Here is a 24879-nt window from a genome sequence, read left to right on the forward strand (position 1 = left end):
ATATATACAAAAACAAGCATCTAAAAATTACTCTTTACTCTAAAATCAAAACCCTGCACCTGCATTACATTTATCTATTTCATATCCATCCATATACAAAAAACCATCCGCTTAATGCTGTAGCATCAAACAGATGGTTTTAGAGTTATACATTTCAATCAGTTCAAACTTTATCAACTGAGTACGGAATCTTTAATGCGCTTTGAAGGTAATTGCTCTTGTTGCGTCCCCTCAACCGAAACTTTTAAATTCACCATAAATACCGCCAAGGCTGCAATAATGCCAGGAATCGCAATCACCAAAAAATTCATCTGATGGGGCAACTGCAAGGTTAATAATGCTCCTGTCAAAATTGGACCCACAATCGCGCCAATCCGTCCAATTCCTGATGCCCAGCCCATGCCTGTAGAGCGTACTGCGGTTGGGTAGAACTGTGCTACAAAAGTGTAGAGTAAAATTTGTGAGCCAATAGTTGCAGCACCTGCCACAGCAATCAAGGTATATAGCACTGCCTGCGGGCTATTAAAACCAAGTAAAATCAAGGCTAAAGCACCTACAGTAAACATAATACTGAGTACTGGTTTCAGGTGAAAACGATCTGCCAAAGCTCCACCCCCAATTGCACCGACCATACCACCAATATTCAAAGCAAACAGGAACAACATACTGGCACCTAACGAATAACCTGCTTGAATCATCAATTTTGGTAACCAGCTACCCAGCGCATAGACCATCAGTAAACACATGAAAAATGCAACCCAGAACATCAAGGTACTGAACATTCGTCCTTGCTGAAATAAGGCACGTAAAGGTGCTTCGTCACCTGCAATAACATCATTTAATACAAATCGTGTCTCTGCATTTAATTTTTGCTCAGGGCTAATTTTTTGCACAATCTCAGCCACTTGCGCTGTTTCGCCTTTTTTGGTCAGAAACATTAATGATTCAGGTAAAAACTTCCAGATAATCGGCAAAGCTACAAACGGAATTCCTGCAATAAAGAACATGATTTTCCAGCCGTGATCTGCAACCAGCCATGCCCCCAATAAAGCTGAAGCCATACCACCAATCGCATAACCACTAAACATGACGGCAACCAAAGTGCTACGAATACGTTTCGGTGCATATTCGGTCATCAAGGCAACCACGTTCGGCATCACACCTCCAATGCCCAGCCCTGCCACAAATCTTAAAATACCAAATTCAACGGGTGAAGAAGCAAAGGCACCTAAAAAAGTAAAACCACTAAAGATGGCCACACAAATCATAATGGTTTTTTTACGGCCTAATTTATCAGACAAGGTTCCAAAACTCATGGCACCAAACATCATGCCAAACAATGCCGTACTGGCAAGTAATCCAGCTTGTACCGCACTCAGCCCCCACTCTTGCATTAACAAAGGTAAGGCAACGCCATAAATGACCAAATCATAACCATCAAAAATAATAATCAATAAACACCAAATTAAAACGCTCCAATGGAAAGGCGTAAATTTGGCTTCATCTACCACGGTATTTATATTTAAAGTTTGTGTACTCACGCTTCACCTCCAACTTGTGAAGTCATCCCAAAATAGACTTACACAATGCGGTAAAGCTGCTTTATTGTCCAAAACCGATTGCATATATAGATATGCCACAAAGGTATGCAATTACTTCATTATTCATGCTTTTATTATCTTTAAGATATAAGTATGTGAAACCTTGACAAGGTCTTAACAAAATTTGACTGGGAATGCATGCCATAAATGGTTAATTTAAATACAAGAATAAAAAATGGAACTCTCATGCTTATATATCTTATTGTTGGTAGTATACGAGAAGGCCGCACGGCCATTAAAGTTGCGCACTGGATCATGAATTGTATTTCTAATTTTTCCCTGCATGACATCGATATCGAACTGATTTTTAAAACAGTGGGATTTACCATTGTTTTCAGGTTCACATCCTCCTGCGACGGGTATTTATGATCAACCCAAACAACAACAATGGGCAGATAAAATTGCCTTAGCAGATGCCTTTATTTTTATTAGCCCTGAATATAATCATGGTTATAGCCCTGCCCTTAAAAATGCCTTAGATTATCTGGGCAAAGAGTGGCAAGGCAAACCTGCTGCATTTATTGGTTATGGTACGACCAATAGCTCTCGCGGCATCAGTCAGATCCGTCAAGTAAGCTCAAGTTTGAATATGGTAGACGCGAATGCAATATTAGAAATTCGCGACATCTTTAAACGCAATAAAGAAGAGAACTTTGAAGCCAATCAGTTTGAAATCGATGGATTAAAGCAAATATTAGAAAAACTGATTAAATATCAAAAATAAAAAATATCATGACCATCTATGCTCAATTAAGCCTCTCATTCAAGAGACCCTGTACCCCAACAGGATTTCTTGAATGAAAGAGTTAGGCAGTCCTTTCAAGTCTTAGACTTTTAAATGCCTATCCATGCTGAATGAACCTCATCAAAAAATTGCCAAAGTATTTATATGTATTTTTCAGACTCAATCAACGCAGCGGATCGCTCGAATGCTTTAGTCACGATCTCACCGATCATGCTCTCTTCTAGTTGGGCTGTGGCTAACCTTGCAGCAAATCCCAGATGAAAATCTAAAAGCCAATTTGTAGGAGGTTCAGGCAATGGTTGTCTTGTAATATCGATCTGAGGAGTTAACCAAGGTATCCTTTTGGGCCATTTTGGATAGGTCGGACACCAATCATCTAGATCATCCAAAATAGAACTGGAATCTAATCCAAAACGGTTTGCAAACCAAACCATCTGTATAAATTCAGAAGCAACAAGTGCACCCAATTCTGAAGGTGGTAATTGTTGTGGACTCACTGCAACTGGAGAATGTTTGCCAATAATCCAAGTTTCAGCAGATGGGCAAGTAAAACGTGGTATAACGATGTCATAAATGGTTGGGTTTCGCTGTGCAATGATTGCGAGTAATCTTGAATTCAGTGTTAATGTTGTTCCCATGGGAAGACCCTCACCCTACTGATTTCAAATACTAAAATCTTTGAAGAAAATACATATCGTCTCATAATCAACTCCTTAAGTTGATGTTTAAGAGGTCATTCTGTCATAACCTCTTAAACAGTAATGTGATTCAATAATAAGGAACTCATGTGTTAAATTTTTAAAATTACGACCAGAGAAATTTTTAATTAAAATAGAACTTTACCTCCTTCATCTTATCCAACATGACCAATTAAACTTCGATTTTTCTAATTTTTTTGATCCTACTATGTCCTCTTCTGTTTGTTGATCGGCTTGTCTTCTTCAAAATCTAAGTTATGACCATACTTATAATCGAACGATTTCATCTCAGAATTGCTTAAATTACCTACTTTTTAATCAATAATAATCACTATAAAACGCTAGAATGATTGAGTCAAAATCGAACTGTGGCTAGGTTTTACTTATATTTGTGATCTATTTCGATCATTAGGATTGAAGCATGCCCTATGACAACATAATTAAACGTATTCTTTTAGATTTGTTTACATTTTAAACAGCATTTTAAAAACATGGTGCTCGTAAAATTAAATGGTATAGCAAAATATACTCTTAACTAAACACTAAACCCTAGATTAAAAATTAAGCTTTGGCGACTACTGAATCATTAGTCGACCCTACCAAAATGAAGGCCTCATACAGTCAGTTCAATCGTCGAAAGCAAATAATACTGGGTAATATAGCTATAAAAAGTCTTTGTGATTTGATTGATATCACGTCTTTTAAGATGGAAACGATGTACAAAGTTATTTATATTTGCTGCTTCGCAGGTATTTTTTAGTCTTTAGCATTTAATTTAAATAAATATTTATATAAAAAAACACCCCCTTCTTATTAGAAGGGGGTGTTTGAATTAATGAGCTGGCGATGACTTACTCTCACATGGGTAACCCCACACTACCATCAGCGCTAAGAGGTTTCACTTCTGAGTTCGGGAAGGGATCAGGTGGTTCACTCTTGCTATTGTCGCCAGCACAACTGTTTATGGACTTGTTCAGGTTTTATGCTCAGATCATTTGATCTTGTTGCTACCCTACTTGGTACCAAATGAGTTATTAACGGATTAGTTAACTGAGTCGAATTTTATGTTCTAGCTTTCACTAAATCAAGTTTTTTGTTTCAGATCAGGGTTAACTGATCTTTTATGAATCGATTATAAGCTTTAAATACAACTGCTTGGGTGTTGTATAGTCAAGCCTCACGAGCAATTAGTATTGGTCAGCTTCACATATCACTATGCTTCCACATCCAACCTATCAACGTCGTAGTCTTCAACGGCTCTTTAGAGGACATAAAGTCCTAGGGAAATCTTATCTTGAGGTAGGCTTCCCGCTTAGATGCTTTCAGCGGTTATCCCTTCCGAACATAGCTACCCGGCGATGCGACTGGCGTCACAACCGGTACACCAGAGGTTCGTCCACTCTGGTCCTCTCGTACTAGGAGCAGATCCTCTCAAATTTCCAGCGCCCACGGTAGATAGGGACCGAACTGTCTCACGACGTTCTAAACCCAGCTCGCGTACCTCTTTAAATGGCGAACAGCCATACCCTTGGGACCTGCTTCAGCCCCAGGATGAGATGAGCCGACATCGAGGTGCCAAACACCGCCGTCGATATGAACTCTTGGGCGGTATCAGCCTGTTATCCCCAGAGTACCTTTTATCCGTTGAGCGATGGCCCTTCCATACAGAACCACCGGATCACTAAGACCTACTTTCGTACCTGCTCGACTTGTGGGTCTCGCAGTTAAGCGCGCTTTTGCCTTTATACTCTACGCGTGATTTCCGACCACGCTGAGCGCACCTTCGTACTCCTCCGTTACTCTTTAGGAGGAGACCGCCCCAGTCAAACTACCCACCAGACATGGTCCTCGTCCCGGATAACGGGACAGAGTTAGAACCTCAACATTACCAGGGTGGTATTTCAAGGACGGCTCCATTGGAACTGGCGTTCCAACTTCAAAGCCTCCCACCTATCCTACACAAGTAAGGTCAAAGTTCAATGTCAAGCTGCAGTAAAGGTTCACGGGGTCTTTCCGTCTAGCCGCGGGTACACTGCATCTTCACAGCGATTTCGATTTCACTGAGCCTCTGCTGGAGACAGCGCCGCCATCATTATGCCATTCGTGCAGGTCGGAACTTACCCGACAAGGAATTTCGCTACCTTAGGACCGTTATAGTTACGGCCGCCGTTTACTGGGGCTTCGATCAAGAGCTTCGCTTACGCTAACCCCATCAATTAACCTTCCAGCACCGGGCAGGCATCACACCCTATACGTCCACTTTCGTGTTTGCAGAGTGCTATGTTTTTAATAAACAGTTGCAGCGGCCTGGTTTCTGTGGCTGCCAATAGCTCAGGGAGCAAGTCCCATCACCGTCAGCAGCGTACCTTCTCCCGAAGTTACGGTACCATTTTGCCTAGTTCCTTCAGCAGAGTTCTCTCAAGCGCTTTGGTCTACTCGACCTGACCACCTGTGTCGGTTTCGGGTACGATTCCTGTGTAACTGAAGCTTAGAGACTTTTCCTGGAAGCATGGTATCAGCCACTTCACTGTACAAGTACAGCTTGCTATCAGTTCTCAGCATAGAGTACCCCGGATTTGCCTAAGATACATGCCTACAACCTTCCACCTGGACAACCAACGCCAGGCTGACTTAACCTTCTCCGTCCTCTCATCGCATTACACAGAAGTATTGGAATATTAACCAATTTCCCATCGACTACGCCTCTCGGCCTCGCCTTAGGGGTCGACTCACCCAGCCCCGATTAACGTTGGACTGGAACCCTTGGTCTTTCAGCGAACGGGTTTTTCACCCGTTTTGTCGTTACTCACGTCAGCATTCGCACTTCTGATACCTCCAGCATACTTCTCAATACACCTTCATCGGCTTACAGAACGCTCCCCTACCACTTGACTAATGTCAAATCCGCAGCTTCGGCACATAGTTTTAGCCCCGTTACATCTTCCGCGCAGGCCGACTCGACTAGTGAGCTATTACGCTTTCTTTAAAGGGTGGCTGCTTCTAAGCCAACCTCCTAGCTGTCTATGCCTTCCCACATCGTTTCCCACTTAACTATGATTTTGGGGCCTTAGCTGGCGGTCTGGATTGTTTTCCTCTTGACTACGGACGTTAGCACCCGCAGTCTGTCTCCCGGATAGTACTCATAGGTATTCGGAGTTTGCATCGGTTTGGTAAGTCGGGATGACCCCCTAGCCGAAACAGTGCTCTACCCCCTATGGTATTCGTCCGAGGCGCTACCTAAATAGCTTTCGGGGAGAACCAGCTATCACCAGGCTTGATTAGCCTTTCACCCCTATCCACAAGTCATCCCCTGGCTTTTCAACGACAGTGGGTTCGGTCCTCCAGTTAGTGTTACCCAACCTTCAACCTGCTCATGGATAGATCGCCTGGTTTCGGGTCTACACCCAGCAACTAAACGCCCTATTAAGACTCGATTTCTCTACGGCTCCCCTATACGGTTAACCTTGCTACTGAATGTAAGTCGCTGACCCATTATACAAAAGGTACGCAGTCACCGAACAAGTCGGCTCCCACTGCTTGTATGCATGCGGTTTCAGGATCTATTTCACTCCCCTCACAGGGGTTCTTTTCGCCTTTCCCTCACGGTACTGGTTCACTATCGGTCAGTCAGGAGTATTTAGCCTTGGAGGATGGTCCCCCCATATTCAGACAAGGTTTCACGTGCCTCGCCCTACTCGACATCATCATGTAAGCCCTTTCGTGTACAGGACTATCACCCACTATGGTTGCACTTCCCAGAGCATTCCACTAAAACTTACATGACTTAATGGGCTTTTCCCCGTTCGCTCGCCGCTACTGAGGGAATCTCAATTGATTTCTTTTCCTAAGGGTACTGAGATGTTTCACTTCCCCTCGTTCGCCTTGCAACACTATGTATTCATGTTGCAATACCTACCTTATAGTAGGTGGGTTCCCCCATTCAGAAATCTCCGGATCAAAGGATATTTGCCGCCTCCCCGGAGCTTATCGCAGGCTATTACGTCTTTCATCGCCTCTGACTGCCAAGGCATCCACCACATGCACTTAATTACTTGACTATACAACCCCAAACAGTCGTTATTACCTACAAGTAGTAATAAGACAGTGATCAATGATCGCTCATTCATCTCTTACAGTTTGTTGTCCGTGCACTTAAGCACTGTACAGCTTCAATCTAAATTCATATACCAAAACGCTTGATTCAGTGTTTTTGCTAGTTCTCAATCAACTTAGATCAAAGAATTACTTCTTCTCTCTTCGTCATTGAGTGAACAATTTATTTCAGACTCAATTTTCTAATCTGTTAATGATTAACTACAGCCTCGTCAGCTTGCAGTAAACTGTGATAAATCACAGAAGTTAACAAGACGCGCATATTACGCTAACTTCTTATTAATTTCTATAATCTAAGACTTCGTTTGCTTGTTTCTTAGCTCATTGCAATGCAATGTGATGGTGGAGACTAGGAGAGTCGAACTCCTGACCTCCTGCGTGCAAAGCAGGCGCTCTACCAACTAAGCTAAGTCCCCAGCTTATCAATAAGTCAATGTTTCTGATCTTCCGTACTTCGTCAGTAGTGGTGGGTCTGACAAGACTTGAACTTGTGACCCCACGCTTATCAAGCGTGTGCTCTAACCAACTGAGCTACAGACCCTCAGATACATCGTCATGAAGAACAACTTGTTGTGGATTCTTACCAATCGTCAATCTTTCGTTAAGGAGGTGATCCAGCCGCAGGTTCCCCTACGGCTACCTTGTTACGACTTCACCCCAGTCATCGGCCACACCGTGGTAACCGCCCTCTTTACAGTTAGGCTAGCTACTTCTGGTGCAACAAACTCCCATGGTGTGACGGGCGGTGTGTACAAGGCCCGGGAACGTATTCACCGCGGCATTCTGATCCGCGATTACTAGCGATTCCGACTTCATGGAGTCGAGTTGCAGACTCCAATCCGGACTACGATCGGCTTTTTGAGATTAGCATCCTATCGCTAGGTAGCAACCCTTTGTACCGACCATTGTAGCACGTGTGTAGCCCTGGTCGTAAGGGCCATGATGACTTGACGTCGTCCCCGCCTTCCTCCAGTTTGTCACTGGCAGTATCCTTAAAGTTCCCACCCGAAGTGCTGGCAAATAAGGAAAAGGGTTGCGCTCGTTGCGGGACTTAACCCAACATCTCACGACACGAGCTGACGACAGCCATGCAGCACCTGTATGTAAGTTCCCGAAGGCACCAATCCATCTCTGGAAAGTTCTTACTATGTCAAGACCAGGTAAGGTTCTTCGCGTTGCATCGAATTAAACCACATGCTCCACCGCTTGTGCGGGCCCCCGTCAATTCATTTGAGTTTTAGTCTTGCGACCGTACTCCCCAGGCGGTCTACTTATCGCGTTAGCTGCGCCACTAAAGCCTCAAAGGCCCCAACGGCTAGTAGACATCGTTTACGGCATGGACTACCAGGGTATCTAATCCTGTTTGCTCCCCATGCTTTCGTACCTCAGCGTCAGTATTAGGCCAGATGGCTGCCTTCGCCATCGGTATTCCTCCAGATCTCTACGCATTTCACCGCTACACCTGGAATTCTACCATCCTCTCCCATACTCTAGCTGACCAGTATCGAATGCAATTCCTAAGTTAAGCTCAGGGATTTCACATCCGACTTAATCAGCCGCCTACGCACGCTTTACGCCCAGTAAATCCGATTAACGCTCGCACCCTCTGTATTACCGCGGCTGCTGGCACAGAGTTAGCCGGTGCTTATTCTGCGAGTAACGTCCACTCATCAAGGGTATTAACCTTAAGAGCCTCCTCCTCGCTTAAAGTGCTTTACAACCAAAAGGCCTTCTTCACACACGCGGCATGGCTGGATCAGGCTTCCGCCCATTGTCCAATATTCCCCACTGCTGCCTCCCGTAGGAGTCTGGGCCGTGTCTCAGTCCCAGTGTGGCGGATCATCCTCTCAGACCCGCTACAGATCGTCGCCTTGGTAGGCCTTTACCCCACCAACTAGCTAATCCGACTTAGGCTCATCTATTAGCGCAAGGTCCGAAGATCCCCTGCTTTCCCCCGTAGGGCGTATGCGGTATTAGCATTCCTTTCGGAATGTTGTCCCCCACTAATAGGCAGATTCCTAAGCATTACTCACCCGTCCGCCGCTAAGCTAAGGTGCAAGCACCCTCGCTCCGCTCGACTTGCATGTGTTAAGCCTGCCGCCAGCGTTCAATCTGAGCCATGATCAAACTCTTCAGTTTAAAATCAATAGTGCTTTATTCTAAACACCAAATCTGGCTCATCAATTTTCTGACATTAATTTCTCAAATAAACTTCGAGTAATTTCTACCATCAATCAATGAAAATAATTTCGATCAATCAATCAGTAAAAATCCACACAAGTTGTTCTTCATAATCTCTTAATGATCTTCTCGATGATTCGTCATCATCAAGCTAGGTCGGCTATGTTACTCTAATCTAAATCAAAGTCAACAGGTAATTTCGATATTTTTAAAACTCATTCAATCAATCTAAAAATTTAACCACCAAGCTAAATCCTTGTTAATCAACAAGTTTTTATCTGCATCACCGCCGATGGATGTGCATTCTACAGCATTTCAGATGTGTTGCAAGCATATTTTAAAATTAATTTCATCGTGTGCATATTTTTCAAACTATAAAAAATCTATGCTATTGTTTTTTATATTTAATTTATTTTAATAAAAATTAATAGTTTTTATTCAGTGCTCTAAAGTACGCTAATTGAGCGCCCCATATTTAGTTTAAGTTATTGTTTTAATTTTAAAATATTTTTTATTTATTTAAATTTATATATTTCTCTAGTTTAAATTGCTTCTTTAATCTTCAATTTATGTGTATTCTCCACCCTAAATGTATATTTTTATATCATTTTCTAGTCATCTTATATTTCAAAAGCAAAACAACCACTCTTAGAAAAGAGTGGTTGTTGTTTATTTTAGGCTTTTCATTAGAACTTCATACTAATGCGTGCCCAATAGTTTCGCCCGATATTATTAAATTGTTCAGTTGCAGCATAGCCAAAGCCTGAACTTCCTAATTTATTCAAATGTTCGGCATAGTTCTTGTCAAAGACATTATCAATCCCCACAGAAAGATCAACGCCTTTTTGCAGGTTATAGGTTCCATTTAAGGACAATGTGCCAAAGCCTTTACTGTCTTCCACATCATAGCCAATAATATTACCTTCGCGATAACTGGTCCGATCTTGTGCTGCAACCACACGCCACAATAAACCAAGATTATATTTGTCTTGAACATAACGTAAATTGAAACGCCCTTCTAGCGGCGCAATTTGCGGTAATGCGCGATGGTCTGTGGTGTTTTCACCCCACGCATACATGGCACTGACATCAGCTTGAATCTGATCCGTCAATTGATAGCCAATGCCTGCTTCTGCCCCTGCAATGGTCGCATTGACATTACGGCTTTTGGCTTCCAATTTTCCCTTAGAACCCGTTGGTGTGTATGACACCAAGATGTAATCTTGAATCAGCCCTGCATAAACCGAAGCCCATGATTTAAATGCACCCTGTTCATATTGATAGCCTGCATCAAACTGTGTGGTTTTTTCATTGTTTAAATGATCGAAGGTTGTCCCTGTTTGATAATAATGGGTACTGAATAACTCCCAGTAATCTGGCACACGCTCAACATAACCCAAACCTGCATAGGTTTTCAGTTCGTCTGCAAATTGACTTTCAAGGCGGATAAATCCACTCGGTAGCGTTTCTTTACGTTCCGTATCCGTCTTCAGATTATCAATTTGAGTTTGATCAATACGTGCCCCCGTGACCAACTTATTCTGATCACTCAATTGATAGCTTAACTCACCAAAAGCACCATAAGATTCAAACTTCATATTGGTTGCAAAAGGAGAATTCATACTCGGCATGGCATACATAATCATATTGCCGCCATGCTTATTTTGCTGAGAATCAATGCCTGTTATTAAGCTGACTTTATCCCATTCAGAGGTCATCGCTGCACGGACATTTAAAGTGCGGCGGGTCACTTCCATTTCCATCTTGTTGGGTACAGTCATACTCATACCATGCATAGTCATGGTAGTTGTTGGCGGCTTTCTTAAACGGAAGTTATCCATGACATGATCGTTATAGCTATAGTCCACTTGAGCTTCGACTTGCTTGACCACATCGCTGATATTTTTCTTTTCAACATGTAAACCTAGGCTTTCTCGCGCAAACTTGGAACCATCCATACTTCGCCCAGCATAGACTGCCTCTCCATCACTCTTGCCACCCTTCAGTTCCACCCACGTATCTTCATTCGGTGTCCAACCGAATGCCAGATCAGCATTCCATTTTTCCCAGTCCGATGGAACTGTATGACCAGCACCATCTTGATAACTATCGGCAACTGAACGGTTGGCATTTAAACGTGCATATTTAGTTTCATCACCCACAGCTGTTTCAACATTATGATCCAGACGTCCATAAGAACCTACCATGACGCTGGCTTGCCCACGATAAGGTTTTTCGCTAGTCAATTTCTCGGGTTCACGTTCAAAAATGACCGTTGCCGCTGAACCTGTATGCGCATATTGCACCGTTTGTGGTCCCTTTATCACGGTAATCTTGTCATAACTTTCGGGTGAAATATAAGAGGTTGGGTTATCCATACGACTAGGGCATGCACCCAAGTTTTCGGTACCATCAGTTAATATTTTAATGCGTGAACCGAACATACCACGGAAAGTCACATCGCCATTTGCTCCGCCATTTTTAATTTGATTAAAACCAACAATACTTTGTAAATAAGCAGCACCATCTATAGCTGGAATTGGCTGTGTCGGTTGTTTTGGATCTGCATGTACAATTAAGCCATTGGCATCATTCCCTTGCTGGGCGGTCACGACAATAGGAGTCAAAATTTGAGCAGGTTGTACTTCTGCACTATAAGTAGTAACTGAATAACATGCGACACAAATCGCAGCCGATAAAGGCTGTAACAAGAATTTAGGCTGAGCCATATCAATCTCTCTAAAACATAAATAACACTGTGCCTAAGTCATAAGACCCAAGCGAAATAAAGTGGATTTATGCCCAGAGTGGTGGTGCCCGTCCTTGTGGAATAAGAAATAGTTGTTGTAGAACAAACCAAACATGCGCAAAGGCTTTCTGAAAAGCAATTAAACGCACTTGAATACGATCAAGTATTGGCTTTACATCAAGTTCAGGCGGCAAGACTAAATTGCCATATACGGTACAGTACTGACATTGATGATTGGCATCATGATGATCATGTGCAAGTTGCTCTTGATGCTGCATGTGCATATGCGAATGCTGATCATGTACAACTGAAGTTTGAACGGCGTGTGCCGCCTGAGAAGGGAGTAATAATGCACGCGTAATGGTTTCACAGACCGGAGCAACTTGATATTGCTTCGGCAACAAAGGCTGTAGAAAAACAGCAATCTGTAAAAAAACTGCGACACATGCCAGCAGCAAACCACCACGGAAAAGCAAAAATAATCATCCTGCAATTTGTGCGGCGCCAGTATAACAAAACCCAATCGGAATTGGGTTCATACTTAAAGATGATTTTTAATGAGAAATTATCCGCGCTTGACTGCAACTTTCTCTTTTTGACGCTGACGCGTCACTTTTTCCACTTTTTCACGCGCACGCTGACGCTTGAGTGGTGATAAATAGTCAACAAATAATTTGCCGTTTAAGTGATCCATTTCATGCTGAATACAAACAGCGAGAAGTTCGTCTGCTTCTAATGTAAAGGACTGACCTTCAAGGTTAATTGCCTCAATTTTTACACGTGACGGACGCTCAACTTTGTCGTATATTTGAGGCACTGATAAACAGCCTTCTTCATAGGGCTGGGTTTCTTCAGTCAATGGGGTAATTTTGGGGTTAATGAACACCATAGGCTGATCTTTATGTTCAGATAGATCCATAACAATCAACTGAATATGGCGGTCGACTTGGGTAGCGGCTAAACCAATGCCTGGCGCTTCATACATGGTTTCAAACATATCTGCAGCTAACTGACGAATTTCATCAGTAACTTCTTCGACTGGTTGTGCAATGGTACGAAGACGGGGATCGGGGAAACTTAAAATAGGTAATAAGGCCATAAACATCCTCACTTATGCCATTGATCAAAAAACCAAATGAAGGAATGCTTGATCAAAAAAATGTGTGTAATATCGTTATTATAACGTAAATTACATACATAATTTTAGGAATTATGATAATGAAAAAGGTTTTGAAGGGCATGCCATCTTTTAGTGCCTTGGGGTTTAAACAGCAATTGTTGGCACTGACTGTCGGTTTGGCGATCAGTGTTGGTTCTATCGCAGTGGTTGAAGCTGCACCAGCTCGTAATGTTAATCCACCTTCATTAAAAGCGGGTGCTCCACAAGTTTATGTAGTGAAAAAGGGTGACACCCTCTGGGATATCTCGGGGAAATTTTTAGATAAACCTTGGCGCTGGCCTGAAATTTGGGCAAGTAACCGTCACGTGAAAAATCCACACTGGATTTTCCCTGGCGATAAACTTTTACTTTGTAGCTATCAAGGCAAACCCCTGATAGGTAAAGATGAAGGTGATGGCTGTGACGGTATTATCCGTCGTTATGCTGGCGGCACCAAACTACAACCTCAGGTCCGCGTCGAATCCTTAAATGATGCTATTCCTGTAATTCCATTGGACAATATTAAACAATGGTTAGAACATTCAACGATTGTTGCTCCTGAGTCAGTAGAAAATACACCTTATGTACTAGGTACTGCTGATCAACGCGTATTGGCAGCCAAAGGGCAAACCATCTATGCGCGTGGCAATGGCTTAGAAGTTGGCCAGCAATATGCAGTTTATCGCGAAGGTGACCCGTACACCCTCAGCAATGAAAAAGGCAAAAAGTATAATGCTGGACTTGAGCTGAATCAGGTGGCGACGGGCATAGCTGTTGCAAGTGAAAATGACATTACAACACTGGAACTCACAGATAGCTTTAATGCCGAAGTACGTCGTGGTGACCGTGTACTCCCTGTTTATGACCCAATGTTGCCTACCCTGTTCTATCCAACCATGGCTGAAGATGTAACGGCTGGAGGACAAATTGTTCGCGTGATGGGTTCTATTGGTACGGCTGCCCAACACAGCGTCGTGACCATAGACCGCGGTAGTTTTGAGGGCGTGCAAGTGGGCCACATATTTAGCATCAACCAAAAAGGTGAACAGGTTCGAGACCCGAAAACCAAAGAAATGGTGCAATTGCCTGGACAAAAAATTGGTAACTTAATGGTGTTCAGAACTTTTGATCACTTTAGCTATGGCTATGTGCTTGACAGTTCCTTACCTATCAAAATCGGTGCTTATATTCAACCACCATTAATGGATGATTAATTCGGAGTTGCTATGCTGAAACCATTATCACAAGTGCAAATGGACACCATTACCTTGTGGTATTTGGTTCAGCACTCGCTCAGCAGTTTTTATAAACTAGAACAACACTTTGGTAGCATCCATAACGCAGTACAACCCCAAAATTTGCAAGATTGGTCAAAATTAGGTTTACATAAAAATCATATTCAACGTGCGCAACAATTTTATACCCCGTCTGAACAAAGCAAGTTTCAGCATCTTATTCAAGAAATTGAGCGACATAGTGATTTCGTACTGAGTTATCACGATCCCGAATATCCACAACAATTGCTGCCTTATAGTGATAAACCCCCAATTCTATTTGGACAAGGACAACTTTCGCTGTTGATGCAGCCACAAATTGCCATTGTCGGCAGTCGTAAACCCAGTCCACATGGTCGCCAAATTGCCTATGATTTTTCGTATTATCTCAGTGAAAAGGGTTTTGTGATTAGCAGTGGCTTAGCACAAGGGATTGATGAGGCTGCACATCAAGGTGCTTTATCTCATCAACGTACACTGGCAGTCATGGGCACAGGACTCGATCAAACTTATCCCGCACAGCATCGGCAACTTCGCCAGCAAATTTTGCAGCATTCAGGTGCCATTATCAGTGAGTTTTTACCCCATACTCCGCCGCTACGACAACATTTCCCACGCCGAAATCGGATTGTCAGTGCCCTTTCTTTGGGAACTCTTGTGGCAGAAGCAGGTTTAAAAAGTGGTTCAATCTCAACAGCCACCTTTGCAGCAGAACAAGGAAAATTAATTTTCGCAATTCCTGGGCATATTTATAGTGAATTCCATCAAGGTTGCCATCAACTGATTCGCGAAGGCGCAATTTTGGTCAGCCATCCTGAACAAATTTTAGAAGACCTTGCTTTACCGACACAATGGCAAACACAGCAGCAATCACAAAACGACTCAACCTCACATTCAGCCCTTGCAAAGCCCGAGATTCCCGAGCATTTAATACCACTTTATAATCAACTGAACTGGACAGGATCTCCGCTAGACCATTTGGTCATTCATCTTAAGCAAGATACCGCGACATTGACTGCCCAGTTGATGGAATTAGAGCTTTTAGGTTTATGTATGCAACAATCTGGAGTGTATTTGCGTTGTCGTCCTAACCAATAAGGTTCAGAATAGGCCTTTGCTTAAATTAGGACAAGAAAATGATTACCACCTCTGTTGCCGAAGCTGCCAATAGTTTAAAACGCGGACAGGTCTTGGCATACCCAACAGAGGCAGTATGGGGATTAGGTTGTGATCCTTATAACGAAGCTGCATTTAATGAGATTTTGAAGTTAAAACAACGCCCTATTGAAAAAGGTGTCATCTTATTGGCTGGGCATATTTCCCAAGTTGAACACTTGCTGGCCAGACTCACTCAAGAGATGCGTGACACCGTGATCGCCTCTTGGAGTAACCGTAGCCCAACCGAGCGTGCTACCACTTGGTTACTGCCTGCGAGTGAAGACATCCCTGCCTGGATCAAAGGTAATCACCCCAAAGTTGCCATTCGTGTGACTACACATCCTTTATGTGTGGCGCTTTGCAATGCCTTTAACGGTTTTATTGTCTCGACTAGCGCAAACCCCGCGGGTCTTGAACCTGCACGTTCGCTGCAAGAAGCCAATAAATACTTTAACCATCATTTAACCTATCTAAATGGTGATTTAGGTTTAAGCCAAGAACCTAGTCGTATTTTAGATGCTGAAACGGGTCAAATTATTCGTGCATAAGCGAATAAAACAATCAATTTTATAGAAAATTTGGACAAAAAAAAGCTCAATCAAATAGGTTGATTGAGCATAAAAAGGATGTGTGTTAATCACATCCAGAGGGTTCGAAAATCTTGCGGAATGTTAGACTTAAAGTATTATTAAGAAATACTTAACTAATCATTCTTGATGTGAACATTATCTAATATTTCAAATCAAAATACAAACCCCTTATCTCCGCCATTTTTTTGATTAAATGCATGATTAAAATGTTAAATTTTCTCAAAAAGTCAAACTATCCTGCTATTTTTAAAATATTTTTAAATAAATAATCATTTGACAGTATGAAAATTTACACTTATAACTGGTAGTTTAGTCCAAAAAAAATAAATCAATAAAATTTACTGTTTGATTATTTATTAATCATACTGGCTGACTCTATTGTCTCAGATTGTACCTGCCGTGCTTTTATTTGTGCCATAACAATCCCCGTAATAATAATAATTCCCCCTATGGTGTGATGCATCGTCCACGCTTCATGCAACCAAAAATAAGCCAATATTGCTGTAAAAATGGGCATCAAATTCATAAAAATACTGGTCCGATTAGGTCCTAAACGCTGTACAGCAAGCATCCATACCCAAGGTGCAATCAGGGATGCAAATAAGCCTGCATACAAAACACTCGCGCTATTCTGCATATCTAAACGGTCTATGCCTAACCAAAGTACAAACGGCAAATGGTAAATCAGAGAAAATCCTATTTGAACGTATAGACTAATCATGAGTGGGACTTTCAGTTGCCATTTCTTTAAAAACACCCCGTAAAAAGCATAAAAGAACACGGCAATTATCATCAGCAAATCACCCCAGTGCCCACCTAAATAAAGTAAGGCCTGAAGTTGTCCTTGAGCAATCACATAGAGTAAACCCAGAAATGACACCAAGCTCCCCATGACAGCAAAACGATTAGGCACTTCTTTTAGAATAATGATGGAAACAAAAATGGTAAAAATTGGAATAAAGGCATTAATAATTCCCATGTTGGTCGCGGTGGTATAATGCGCAGCGCTATACGCTAACCCTTGATAGAGCAACATGCCAAAGGCACTGAGTATTGCAAATTGCCTCCAATGTAATGCAACTAACTGACGCTGCTGCCACACTTTAGGCAGCATTAGTGGCGTGAGGACAATAAAAGCCACTAACCAACGATAAAAACTAATGCTCACTGGAGAAATGTAATCCGCGACATAACGCGTCACTGCGATATTCAGCGACCAGATAAACACTGCAATTAAGGGCAGCATCACTGCCAATTTCACCCATTTGTTTTGCTGCATTTCCCCACTCATTTACAATATCTTGGATGACTATTGTGCTAAAAGTCTGAAATAATAGACATACGTTTTTTCAGACATTGATATGGCAGATTCAACCGTCCGACATCCATTCCTCCTTCATAATGGGCATCTTGCATGAAAAGTTATGCAGACACTGATTTATCTCAATTGATAGAAGTGCATGAATATTTTTATGCACAAAATGATGAAATTGCAGCGCATAGTTGCATATGGGGCGATTTTAATTTTAGTTTAAATGGTATTTTGGATTATGAAATTGAAGGAATACATCATTTATCGCCTCCAAATTACGGACTTTGGATTCCAGCCCATACTGCTCATGCTTGCATTGCGCGTGAGATACAACCTACCCATTATATTTGTATTCATCTCCATCCTGTGCTTTGTAACTACTTTCCCACAACGACAAAAGCCGTCGAAATCAGTCCTTTTCTCCGCCATTTAATTAAAGAGATTCTACGCCAAAAGCCCGTAACAACCGCTGTGGAATACGAACATTTACTTCAGGTTTTACTCGATCAACTGCGTACCGCACCTGCTTATGAGCACTACCTACCACAAACACAACACCGTGTTTTAAAGCCAATCTTACAGCAACTGGCCAATCCACAATGCTTTGCTAAAAGTTTGCAACAAATCCTCCATAAATTTCAGTTTACCGAAAGGCATTTACTCCGCTTAAGCCAACAGGAGCTACAACTCAGTCTCACAGAATGGCGCAATCGGGCAAAAATTCTGTATGCGATTGATCAACTGCATGCAGGATCGACAGTTAAAAAACTGGCTTATGATTTGGGTTATCAACATAGTTCCAGTTTTATTGAATTCTTTAAGCGCTATACAGGACAAACACCCGCTCAATTACGTGAATAAACCAGCAGCTCCACGCTCTTTTTACCTCACTTGCAGGATTCAACTTGAAGTTGACGTGAATTCTCGTTACAACATCTACACCCGATAAAAATCAATGGATCTGTGTATGAACCAGTCTGTATATGACATTCCTGTAAAAACCATTCAGGGAGAGAACATCACCTTAAACCAATATCAAGGCAAAGTCCTTTTGATTGTCAATGTGGCATCAAAATGTGGCTTAACCCCGCAATATGAAGGTTTAGAAAAACTCTATCAGCAACAAAAAGATCAGGGCTTAGAAATTTTAGGCTTTCCTGCCAACAACTTTTTGGCACAAGAGCCTGGTAGCGATAGTGAAATTCAAGAATTCTGCTCACTCAACTACCAAATTGATTTCCCTTTATTTTCCAAAATTTCTGTCGCAGGCGAAGATAAACATCCACTCTATGAAACCTTAATCCATGCTATTCCTGAACGCATTGGTGAAGGCCCGTGGTGGAAAGATTTGGTCGATTATGGTCTCACCCCAAATGAACCACCTGAAGTGTTATGGAATTTTGAAAAATTTCTAGTGAACAAACAAGGACAAGTGGTGGCACGTTTTGCACCCGACATTACCGCAGATGATCCGCGTATTCTGGATGCCATTCAAACTGAGCTACAAAAATAATAAACCATTCTGAGCATCAAGCAGTCATTTATTGGCTGCTGATGCATTAAAAGCCTTCTTAATTTCTTCATGATTTTAATATTTATACAACATTAAATTCAAACTAACTCAAAGACTTACTGCTTTAATAACAAGATCAGAACAAGATAGAAAGTTTAAGGTTGGTAGATTATGAATCGTTTAGTACAAGCTATTGTTTTCTCTTTATCCACTGCATTAGTAGCTGCGCCCGCTTTTGCTGCTCCACAGAATTCGCAAGATCACAAACAACACGCAACTCAGAATCACAATGATGCAAATCATCAAGGCATGCATCATGATTCTTCAAGCTATCATGCACAAGATCAACATAAACCCGCAAGCAATAATAAAACTGGGAATAAACAAATGACTCGCCCATCGGCGACATGGAAACCAGGCAATCCTGTTCCAACGCAATACCGTAGTCAGAGTTACAAAGTTGACCACAGCAAATACAAAAAATTAAATAAGCCAGGCAAAAATGAACAGTGGATCAAAGTGAATGGTGATTATGTCCTTACCAATGTGTTAAATCACAACATTATTAAAATTGTTCCAGGAATGTAAGGTTCCACATAGATCACAAGAGTGCTTTCAGCACTCTTTTTTATATCCAACCTTTTTGTTGTTGCTTTGCAGCCTGACTTTGGAAAATGAGGCTGCCATTTTATAATTCCGTTAAAGCAATTCAATGCTAGATTGAGACCATTCAAGATTATGAAAAAACTTCTGCAAGGTGCCTTACTTCCTTTTGGTATTTTTGTTGCTGCAATCAGCTTACTTGGCTGTAATCAGGCGACAGAACAGGATACTCAAACAGCTAATTCCACTGACGTAGAAGAACACAGCACTTCTCATAATAATCCTGCGACCGAATTAAAAAATGGCAACATGATTTATGTGGTTCGTGATGTTGCCGACATGCAATTAAAAGCAGGGGATTACGTCCAGCAGTTGAAGCAAACTCAAACTGACTTAGAGCAAGCTTTAGCAGATAAAGACCAGCAATCACTCCAAACATCAGTCAATGCTTTACATCAACAACTCACTGACTTCAACCGTGCTTTAAATAGCTTAGATTTAAAAAGTCAGGAAGTTGACTCCATTCGACAAAGCATCATGTCTACTAATCAACAAGTCCTCGATTTACCTTATTTAAATGGTAAAGTTGACCTTCAATCTGTCGATTTGCACAAAATTGAACAACAAATGACATCGGTACAAACAGAAATGCTTAAATTGGCAAAAATGTTACTGTCACAACCCGACTTTAGTGAAAAATCATCATAAAAACATTAGAGGATTCATCTGTTATTTTTAATGAGATGAATCCTCAACCTATATTTAAAGACTAAAATCGATCACGATTCGACCATCAATCTTACCCTGCTCCATCCGCTCAAAGATATCATTGATATGTTCTAAAGGCTCTACATGAATATGTGCCTTTACTTTACCCCGTGCCGCAATATCTAAGGCTTCTTTCAAGTCTAGACGTGTCCCGACAATCGACCCCCGAACAGTAATCCCATCTAGAACCATATCAAAAATAGAGAGGTCAAACTTTCCAGGTGGTAAACCATTGAGTACCATGGTTCCGCCACGACGCACAATTGAAACTGCCTGTTCAAATGCTTTTGGTGATACCGCAGTCACTAAAACCCCGTGACACCCTTCACCCGTCGCTTGCAATACTGCATCTTTAACATTCACGTGCAGTGCGTTCACCGCAACATCTGCTCCTAACTGTTTCGCCAGTTCAAGCTTTGTATCATCAACATCAATCGCCACCACATTAAAACCCATCGTTTTAGCATATTGCACTGCAACATGACCTAAGCCACCAATACCAGAAATTGCAACCCAATCCCCTGCTTTTGCCTCCGTCATTTTAAGCCCTTTATAGACCGTTACACCCGCACATAAAATCGGTGCTATGGCGAGTAAATCAACTCCCTCTGGGATGACGCCAACATAATTACCATCAGCCAAACAATATTCAGCAAAGCTGCCATTAACGGAATACCCTGAATTTTGCTGCTGTTTACATAGGGTTTCCCAGCCTGCATAGCAATAATCACAGTGTCCACATGCCGAATAAAGCCATGGAATACCCACCACATCACCGACTTTTAAATGATGAATCCCTGCCCCTATCTCGATTACTTTACCTACACCTTCATGACCAGGAATAAAAGGGAGATTCGGCTTGATTGGCCAGTCCCCGTGCATGGCATGTAAATCGGTATGACAAACACCCGTGGCGATCATTTTGACCAATACTTTACCCTCACTTATTTTTGGAATCTCAATGTCTTGGATCTGTAAGGGTTGGTTAAATGCCGTGACGACTGCGGCTTTCATTGTATTTGCCATTTTCATTCTCCATATACTCATGTTTGAGTAAAATTCTTATGTAGCAATCTCATTCAGGATTAACATAAAAACTGGAAATGAAAGGTAAGTGTTTGGTGTGTTTTTTGATCAAAATTGCAGCGACCTGCCAAATTAGCACAAAACCTGCATCGTTAGAAACAATGAATGTAGAGCATTCTTACATTTAATGGATGTATATCACTATCAATAACGCTTATGTAAAACTAATTTTAACCCGCTCGCCATTGTTGAAAGGCTGTCTGCATTGCCTGTGTTTGTGCTGAAGACACCTGATGTTGATGTAAATAACTAAAATCACCACGGTAAACAGCATCCACTATAGTTTTGGCTAAAACCACAATGCTTTCTCTACCTTGCAGTCGATAGGCGTGAATCTGTTCAGGAGTTAGAAAAATATCCCAACAAGAAACTACTGAACTCATGTCCACCGCAATTCCCAAATAGTATTGATGATCATCTTGATAAAGTTCCCAAAAATGTGGTTCTTGTTCTATCAGTTCCATGAGTTTGTACTTAGCAAAATTATTTTATAGCATAAAAAAAGCCACCTTTCGGTGGCTTTTTCAATCTTAAACCGTCTCTTATTGAGCGCGGTTTTTGATTTTGCGGATGGTTTCCAACTGAGCAGCAGTTTCTGCAAGAGCAGCCAAAGCAGCAGCCGAGTCCAAATCGCTCTTTTGATTGGCAAGCAATTGTTCGGCGTGTTTACGCGCTTCAAGAATTGCCGCTTCATCTAAGTTTTCTGCACGGACTGCAGTATCTGCAAGAACCGTAACAACATGCGGTTGAACTTCTAGAACACCACCAGATACATAGATTAACTCTTCTGTACCGTTTTCCAACAGAACGCGAATCGCACCCGGTTGAAGTAAAGTTACTAATGGCGCATGACCAGGCATAATACCCAATTCACCACCAGCACCTTTAGCAATTAGCATCGTTACCGTGCCAGAGTACAAAGACTCTTGAACACTTACAACATCACACTGCATAGTCGCCATGAGAATCTCCTAAATTAGGTAACTAATTAAAGTTTCTCAGCTTTAGCAATTACTTCGTCAATACCACCAACCATGTAGAACGCTTGTTCTGGAATGTGATCGTATTCACCAGCTAAAAGACCTTTAAAGCCACGAATCGTTTCTTTAAGCGGTACAAGTTTACCAGGAGCACCAGTAAACACTTCAGCTACGTGGAACGGTTGAGAGAAGAAACGTTGGATTTTACGCGCACGGTAAACAGTCAACTTATCTTCTTCTGCAAGTTCATCCATACCAAGAATTGCGATGATGTCTTTCAATTCTTTATAACGTTGAAGAACGTTTTGAACTGAACGAGCGATCTCGTAATGCTCAGCACCCACAACTAGTGGATCTAACTGACGTGAAGTTGAGTCAAGTGGATCGATCGCTGGGTAAATACCAGAAGATGCGATGTCACGGCTCAATACAACTGTTGCATCTAAGTGAGCAAACGTAGTTGCAGGCGATGGATCTGTTAAGTCATCGGCAGGTACGTATACCGCTTGGATTGACGTAATAGAACCAGACTTAGTCGATGTAATACGTTCTTGAAGAACACCCATCTCTTCTGCAAGTGTCGGTTGGTAACCTACTGCAGATGGCATACGACCTAGAAGTGCTGATACTTCAGTACCTGCTAGTGTATAACGATAGATGTTGTCGACGAACAATAATACGTCACGGCCTTTACCGTTTTCGTCTTTCTCGTCACGGAAGTACTCAGCCATGGTCAAACCAGTCAACGCTACGCGTAAACGGTTACCTGGTGGCTCGTTCATCTGACCGTAAACCATTGCTACTTTGTCAAGAACGTTTGAGTCTTTCATCTCGTGATAGAAGTCATTACCTTCACGAGTACGCTCACCAACACCAGCAAACACAGATAAACCTGAGTGAGCTTTCGCGATGTTGTTGATCAACTCCATCATGTTTACAGTTTTACCAACACCGGCACCACCGAACAGACCAACTTTACCACCTTTTGCAAACGGGCAAAGTAAGTCGATAACTTTAATACCAGTTTCTAAAAGGTCAGTAGAAGCTGCTTGTTCAGCATAAGAAGGTGCTTGACGGTGAATTGGCAAACGCGCTTCAGTCGCTACAGGACCAGCTTCGTCGATTGGGCGACCAAGAACGTCCATGATACGACCTAGAGTCGCCGTACCTACTGGTACAGAGATCGGTGCGTTAGTATTCGTTACGTTCAAACCACGCTTAAGGCCTTCAGTAGAACCCATTGCAATAGTACGAACTACGCCATCACCAAGTTGTTGCTGAACTTCTAAAGTAGTTTCAGTGCCATCAACGTGGAGAGCGTCATAGATCTTAGGAACGCTGTTACGTTCAAACTCGACGTCGATAACCGCGCCGATGATCTGAATGATACGACCGCTACTCATTGCTGTCTCCTCAATTCAAAATAATGTTAAACGGCAGCGGCACCACCAACGATCTCAGAAATTTCCTGAGTAATCGCGGCTTGACGCAGCTTGTTATAAATAAGTTGTAGGCTCTTGATCAATTCACCTGCGTTGTCAGTTGCAGCTTTCATTGCAACCATACGAGCTGACTGCTCACACGCGATGTTTTCGATCACACCTTGGTATACCACAGACTCGATATAACGAACCAATAAGCCATTTAAAAGCTCTTCAGCTTCTGGCTCATAGATGTAGTCCCAACCGTATTGACGGTTAAGGGTCTTGTTTTCTTCAGCAGTCGCTAAAGGCACAAGTTGTTCGATCTTTTGATTTTGAGTCATGGCATTGACAAAGCCGTTTGATACGAGATAAATACGATCTAACTCGCCTTTATCAAACGCATCTAACATCACCTGTACAGAACCAGATAACTGTTCAAGGCTTGGTGTATCACCGACATTTGTCGTAGCACCGAGCACTTTACCGCCGTAGTTTTTAAAAAACGAAACCGCTTTTTGACCAATTAAAGCAAATTGAACTTCAATTGACTGCTCTTGTTGCTGTTGGACGTGTTTAACCACTTTTTTGAACAAGTTAATGTTCAAACCACCAGCAAGGCCGCGATCTGAAGACACAATGATATAGCCAACGCGCTTAACTGGGCGTTCAACCATATAACGGTGTTTGTATTCAGGGTTCGCTTGTACCAAATGAGCAATTACACGGTGCATATTTTCGGCATACGGACGGCCTTGAGCCATGCGCTCTTGCGCACGACGCATCTTAGAAGCTGCTACCATCTGCATCGCGCGAGTAATTTTCTGCGTGCTTTTGATACTAGCTACTTTGGCGCGAATTTCTTTTAAATTTGCCATACGCTTAACCTAGTATTCGAAGGCCCTTTCGAGCCCTCGAAGGTTGATCC

The 24879-nt window shown here is 42.2% G+C and carries 18 protein-coding genes, 2 tRNA genes, 3 rRNA genes and 1 pseudogene; 8 read left to right on the forward strand and 16 right to left on the reverse strand.

Going from position 1 to position 24879, the window contains the following annotated elements; genetic code table 11:
* Positions 1-173 precede the first annotated feature (173 nt).
* Entirely contained in the window at positions 174-1541 is a 1368-nt protein-coding gene (locus C3F34_RS05755; protein WP_104441229.1) for an MFS transporter, read from the reverse strand.
* 246 nt (positions 1542-1787) lie between these two features.
* On the opposite strand from C3F34_RS05755, the pseudogene C3F34_RS05760 reads away from it, so the two are divergent.
* Positions 1788-2325, forward strand: a pseudogene (locus tag C3F34_RS05760) (NADPH-dependent FMN reductase).
* 161 nt (positions 2326-2486) lie between these two features.
* Here the strand turns inward: C3F34_RS05760 and C3F34_RS05765 are convergent.
* The 9 genes from C3F34_RS05765 to def all read right to left on the reverse strand — a co-directional run bounded on the left by C3F34_RS05765 (position 2487) and on the right by def (position 13186).
* Positions 2487-2984 carry a hypothetical protein gene (locus C3F34_RS05765; protein ID WP_104441230.1) on the reverse strand — a complete coding sequence of 166 codons (498 nt, stop codon included), beginning with the start codon at positions 2982-2984 and terminating at the stop codon, positions 2487-2489.
* Between the two features lie 898 nt (positions 2985-3882).
* Positions 3883-3997 (reverse strand): 5S ribosomal RNA (gene rrf, locus C3F34_RS05770).
* A gap of 213 nt (positions 3998-4210) precedes the next feature.
* Positions 4211-7102 (reverse strand): 23S ribosomal RNA (locus C3F34_RS05775).
* Between the two features lie 395 nt (positions 7103-7497).
* Positions 7498-7573 (reverse strand) — tRNA-Ala (locus C3F34_RS05780).
* Between the two features lie 48 nt (positions 7574-7621).
* Positions 7622-7698, reverse strand: a tRNA-Ile gene (locus C3F34_RS05785).
* Positions 7699-7759: 61 nt separating this feature from the next.
* A 16S ribosomal RNA gene (locus tag C3F34_RS05790) occupies positions 7760-9296 on the reverse strand.
* The 16S, 23S and 5S rRNA genes sit together here with 2 tRNA genes alongside, the layout of an rRNA operon.
* Before the next feature lie 728 nt (positions 9297-10024).
* Positions 10025-12067 (reverse strand): TonB-dependent copper receptor, encoded by a 2043-nt coding sequence (locus C3F34_RS05795; protein ID WP_104441231.1) that lies wholly within the window; start codon positions 12065-12067, stop codon positions 10025-10027.
* A 67-nt stretch (positions 12068-12134) separates the two neighbouring features.
* Positions 12135-12563 carry a DUF2946 family protein gene (locus C3F34_RS05800; protein ID WP_104441232.1) on the reverse strand — a complete coding sequence of 143 codons (429 nt, stop codon included), beginning with the start codon at positions 12561-12563 and terminating at the stop codon, positions 12135-12137.
* An 89-nt stretch (positions 12564-12652) separates the two neighbouring features.
* A complete protein-coding gene (gene def, locus C3F34_RS05805; RefSeq protein WP_044739598.1) occupies positions 12653-13186 on the reverse strand; it encodes a peptide deformylase in 534 nt (177 codons plus the stop codon).
* A 119-nt stretch (positions 13187-13305) separates the two neighbouring features.
* On the opposite strand from def, the gene C3F34_RS05810 reads away from it, so the two are divergent.
* From C3F34_RS05810 to C3F34_RS05820, 3 genes are read left to right on the forward strand one after another with little or no spacing between them, the layout of a single operon-like run.
* Positions 13306-14460, forward strand: a complete 1155-nt coding sequence (locus tag C3F34_RS05810; RefSeq protein WP_044739597.1) for a LysM peptidoglycan-binding domain-containing protein — start codon at positions 13306-13308, stop codon at positions 14458-14460.
* Between the two features lie 12 nt (positions 14461-14472).
* Entirely contained in the window at positions 14473-15618 is a 1146-nt protein-coding gene (gene dprA, locus C3F34_RS05815) for a DNA-processing protein DprA (RefSeq protein ID WP_044739596.1), read from the forward strand.
* 38 nt (positions 15619-15656) lie between these two features.
* Positions 15657-16226: an L-threonylcarbamoyladenylate synthase gene (locus C3F34_RS05820; protein ID WP_104441233.1), complete on the forward strand. Its 570-nt coding sequence runs from the start codon at positions 15657-15659 to the stop codon at positions 16224-16226.
* Positions 16227-16617: 391 nt separating this feature from the next.
* Here the strand turns inward: C3F34_RS05820 and C3F34_RS05825 are convergent, their stop codons facing one another.
* Complete coding sequence (locus C3F34_RS05825; RefSeq protein WP_228155332.1) at positions 16618-17547, reverse strand: DMT family transporter; 930 nt, start codon at positions 17545-17547, stop codon at positions 16618-16620.
* A 135-nt stretch (positions 17548-17682) separates the two neighbouring features.
* Between C3F34_RS05825 and C3F34_RS05830 the strand changes: the two genes are divergently transcribed.
* The 4 genes from C3F34_RS05830 to C3F34_RS05845 all read left to right on the forward strand — a co-directional run bounded on the left by C3F34_RS05830 (position 17683) and on the right by C3F34_RS05845 (position 20404).
* Complete coding sequence (locus tag C3F34_RS05830) at positions 17683-18441, forward strand: AraC family transcriptional regulator (protein WP_104441234.1); 759 nt, start codon at positions 17683-17685, stop codon at positions 18439-18441.
* A gap of 106 nt (positions 18442-18547) precedes the next feature.
* On the forward strand, positions 18548-19093 hold the full coding sequence (locus tag C3F34_RS05835) for a glutathione peroxidase (protein WP_016165593.1): 546 nt from the start codon (positions 18548-18550) through the stop codon (positions 19091-19093).
* 171 nt (positions 19094-19264) lie between these two features.
* Positions 19265-19681: an RcnB family protein gene (locus C3F34_RS05840; protein ID WP_104441235.1), complete on the forward strand. Its 417-nt coding sequence runs from the start codon at positions 19265-19267 to the stop codon at positions 19679-19681.
* A gap of 150 nt (positions 19682-19831) precedes the next feature.
* Positions 19832-20404 (forward strand): hypothetical protein, encoded by a 573-nt coding sequence (locus tag C3F34_RS05845; RefSeq protein ID WP_044739591.1) that lies wholly within the window; start codon positions 19832-19834, stop codon positions 20402-20404.
* A 54-nt stretch (positions 20405-20458) separates the two neighbouring features.
* Here the strand turns inward: C3F34_RS05845 and adhP are convergent, their stop codons facing one another.
* From adhP to atpG, 5 genes are all read right to left on the reverse strand, one after another.
* On the reverse strand, positions 20459-21490 hold the full coding sequence (gene adhP, locus C3F34_RS05850) for an alcohol dehydrogenase AdhP (RefSeq protein ID WP_044739590.1): 1032 nt from the start codon (positions 21488-21490) through the stop codon (positions 20459-20461).
* A gap of 230 nt (positions 21491-21720) precedes the next feature.
* Positions 21721-22014, reverse strand: a complete 294-nt coding sequence (locus tag C3F34_RS05855) for a hypothetical protein (protein ID WP_044739589.1) — start codon at positions 22012-22014, stop codon at positions 21721-21723.
* A 78-nt stretch (positions 22015-22092) separates the two neighbouring features.
* Positions 22093-22512 carry a F0F1 ATP synthase subunit epsilon gene (locus tag C3F34_RS05860; protein WP_016165598.1) on the reverse strand — a complete coding sequence of 140 codons (420 nt, stop codon included), beginning with the start codon at positions 22510-22512 and terminating at the stop codon, positions 22093-22095.
* 26 nt (positions 22513-22538) lie between these two features.
* Positions 22539-23933, reverse strand: a complete 1395-nt coding sequence (atpD, locus tag C3F34_RS05865; protein WP_004684425.1) for a F0F1 ATP synthase subunit beta — start codon at positions 23931-23933, stop codon at positions 22539-22541.
* A 26-nt stretch (positions 23934-23959) separates the two neighbouring features.
* A complete protein-coding gene (gene atpG, locus C3F34_RS05870; RefSeq protein WP_016165599.1) occupies positions 23960-24829 on the reverse strand; it encodes a F0F1 ATP synthase subunit gamma in 870 nt (289 codons plus the stop codon).
* Between the last annotated feature and the right edge of the window lie 50 nt (positions 24830-24879).

Origin of the sequence: Acinetobacter sp. ACNIH2, assembly GCF_002934965.1 — a bacterium.
Taxonomy (GTDB): Bacteria; Pseudomonadota; Gammaproteobacteria; order Pseudomonadales; family Moraxellaceae; genus Acinetobacter; species Acinetobacter tandoii.

What these genes read in the sequence shown, in the direction of transcription:
- C3F34_RS05765 (WP_104441230.1), bottom strand. Translation starts at nt 2,984, where the DNA reads ATGGGAACAACATTAACACTGAATTCAAGATTACTCGCAATCATTGCA.
- C3F34_RS05795 (WP_104441231.1), bottom strand. Translation starts at nt 12,067, where the DNA reads ATGGCTCAGCCTAAATTCTTGTTACAGCCTTTATCGGCTGCGATTTGT.
- def (WP_044739598.1), bottom strand. Translation starts at nt 13,186, where the DNA reads ATGGCCTTATTACCTATTTTAAGTTTCCCCGATCCCCGTCTTCGTACC.
- C3F34_RS05810 (WP_044739597.1), top strand. Translation starts at nt 13,306, where the DNA reads ATGAAAAAGGTTTTGAAGGGCATGCCATCTTTTAGTGCCTTGGGGTTT.
- dprA (WP_044739596.1), top strand. Translation starts at nt 14,473, where the DNA reads ATGCTGAAACCATTATCACAAGTGCAAATGGACACCATTACCTTGTGG.
- C3F34_RS05820 (WP_104441233.1), top strand. Translation starts at nt 15,657, where the DNA reads ATGATTACCACCTCTGTTGCCGAAGCTGCCAATAGTTTAAAACGCGGA.
- C3F34_RS05825 (WP_228155332.1), bottom strand. Translation starts at nt 17,547, where the DNA reads ATGCAGCAAAACAAATGGGTGAAATTGGCAGTGATGCTGCCCTTAATT.
- C3F34_RS05830 (WP_104441234.1), top strand. Translation starts at nt 17,683, where the DNA reads ATGAAAAGTTATGCAGACACTGATTTATCTCAATTGATAGAAGTGCAT.
- C3F34_RS05835 (WP_016165593.1), top strand. Translation starts at nt 18,548, where the DNA reads ATGAACCAGTCTGTATATGACATTCCTGTAAAAACCATTCAGGGAGAG.
- C3F34_RS05840 (WP_104441235.1), top strand. Translation starts at nt 19,265, where the DNA reads ATGAATCGTTTAGTACAAGCTATTGTTTTCTCTTTATCCACTGCATTA.
- C3F34_RS05845 (WP_044739591.1), top strand. Translation starts at nt 19,832, where the DNA reads ATGAAAAAACTTCTGCAAGGTGCCTTACTTCCTTTTGGTATTTTTGTT.
- adhP (WP_044739590.1), bottom strand. Translation starts at nt 21,490, where the DNA reads ATGGCAAATACAATGAAAGCCGCAGTCGTCACGGCATTTAACCAACCC.
- C3F34_RS05855 (WP_044739589.1), bottom strand. Translation starts at nt 22,014, where the DNA reads ATGGAACTGATAGAACAAGAACCACATTTTTGGGAACTTTATCAAGAT.
- C3F34_RS05860 (WP_016165598.1), bottom strand. Translation starts at nt 22,512, where the DNA reads ATGGCGACTATGCAGTGTGATGTTGTAAGTGTTCAAGAGTCTTTGTAC.
- atpD (WP_004684425.1), bottom strand. Translation starts at nt 23,933, where the DNA reads ATGAGTAGCGGTCGTATCATTCAGATCATCGGCGCGGTTATCGACGTC.
- atpG (WP_016165599.1), bottom strand. Translation starts at nt 24,829, where the DNA reads ATGGCAAATTTAAAAGAAATTCGCGCCAAAGTAGCTAGTATCAAAAGC.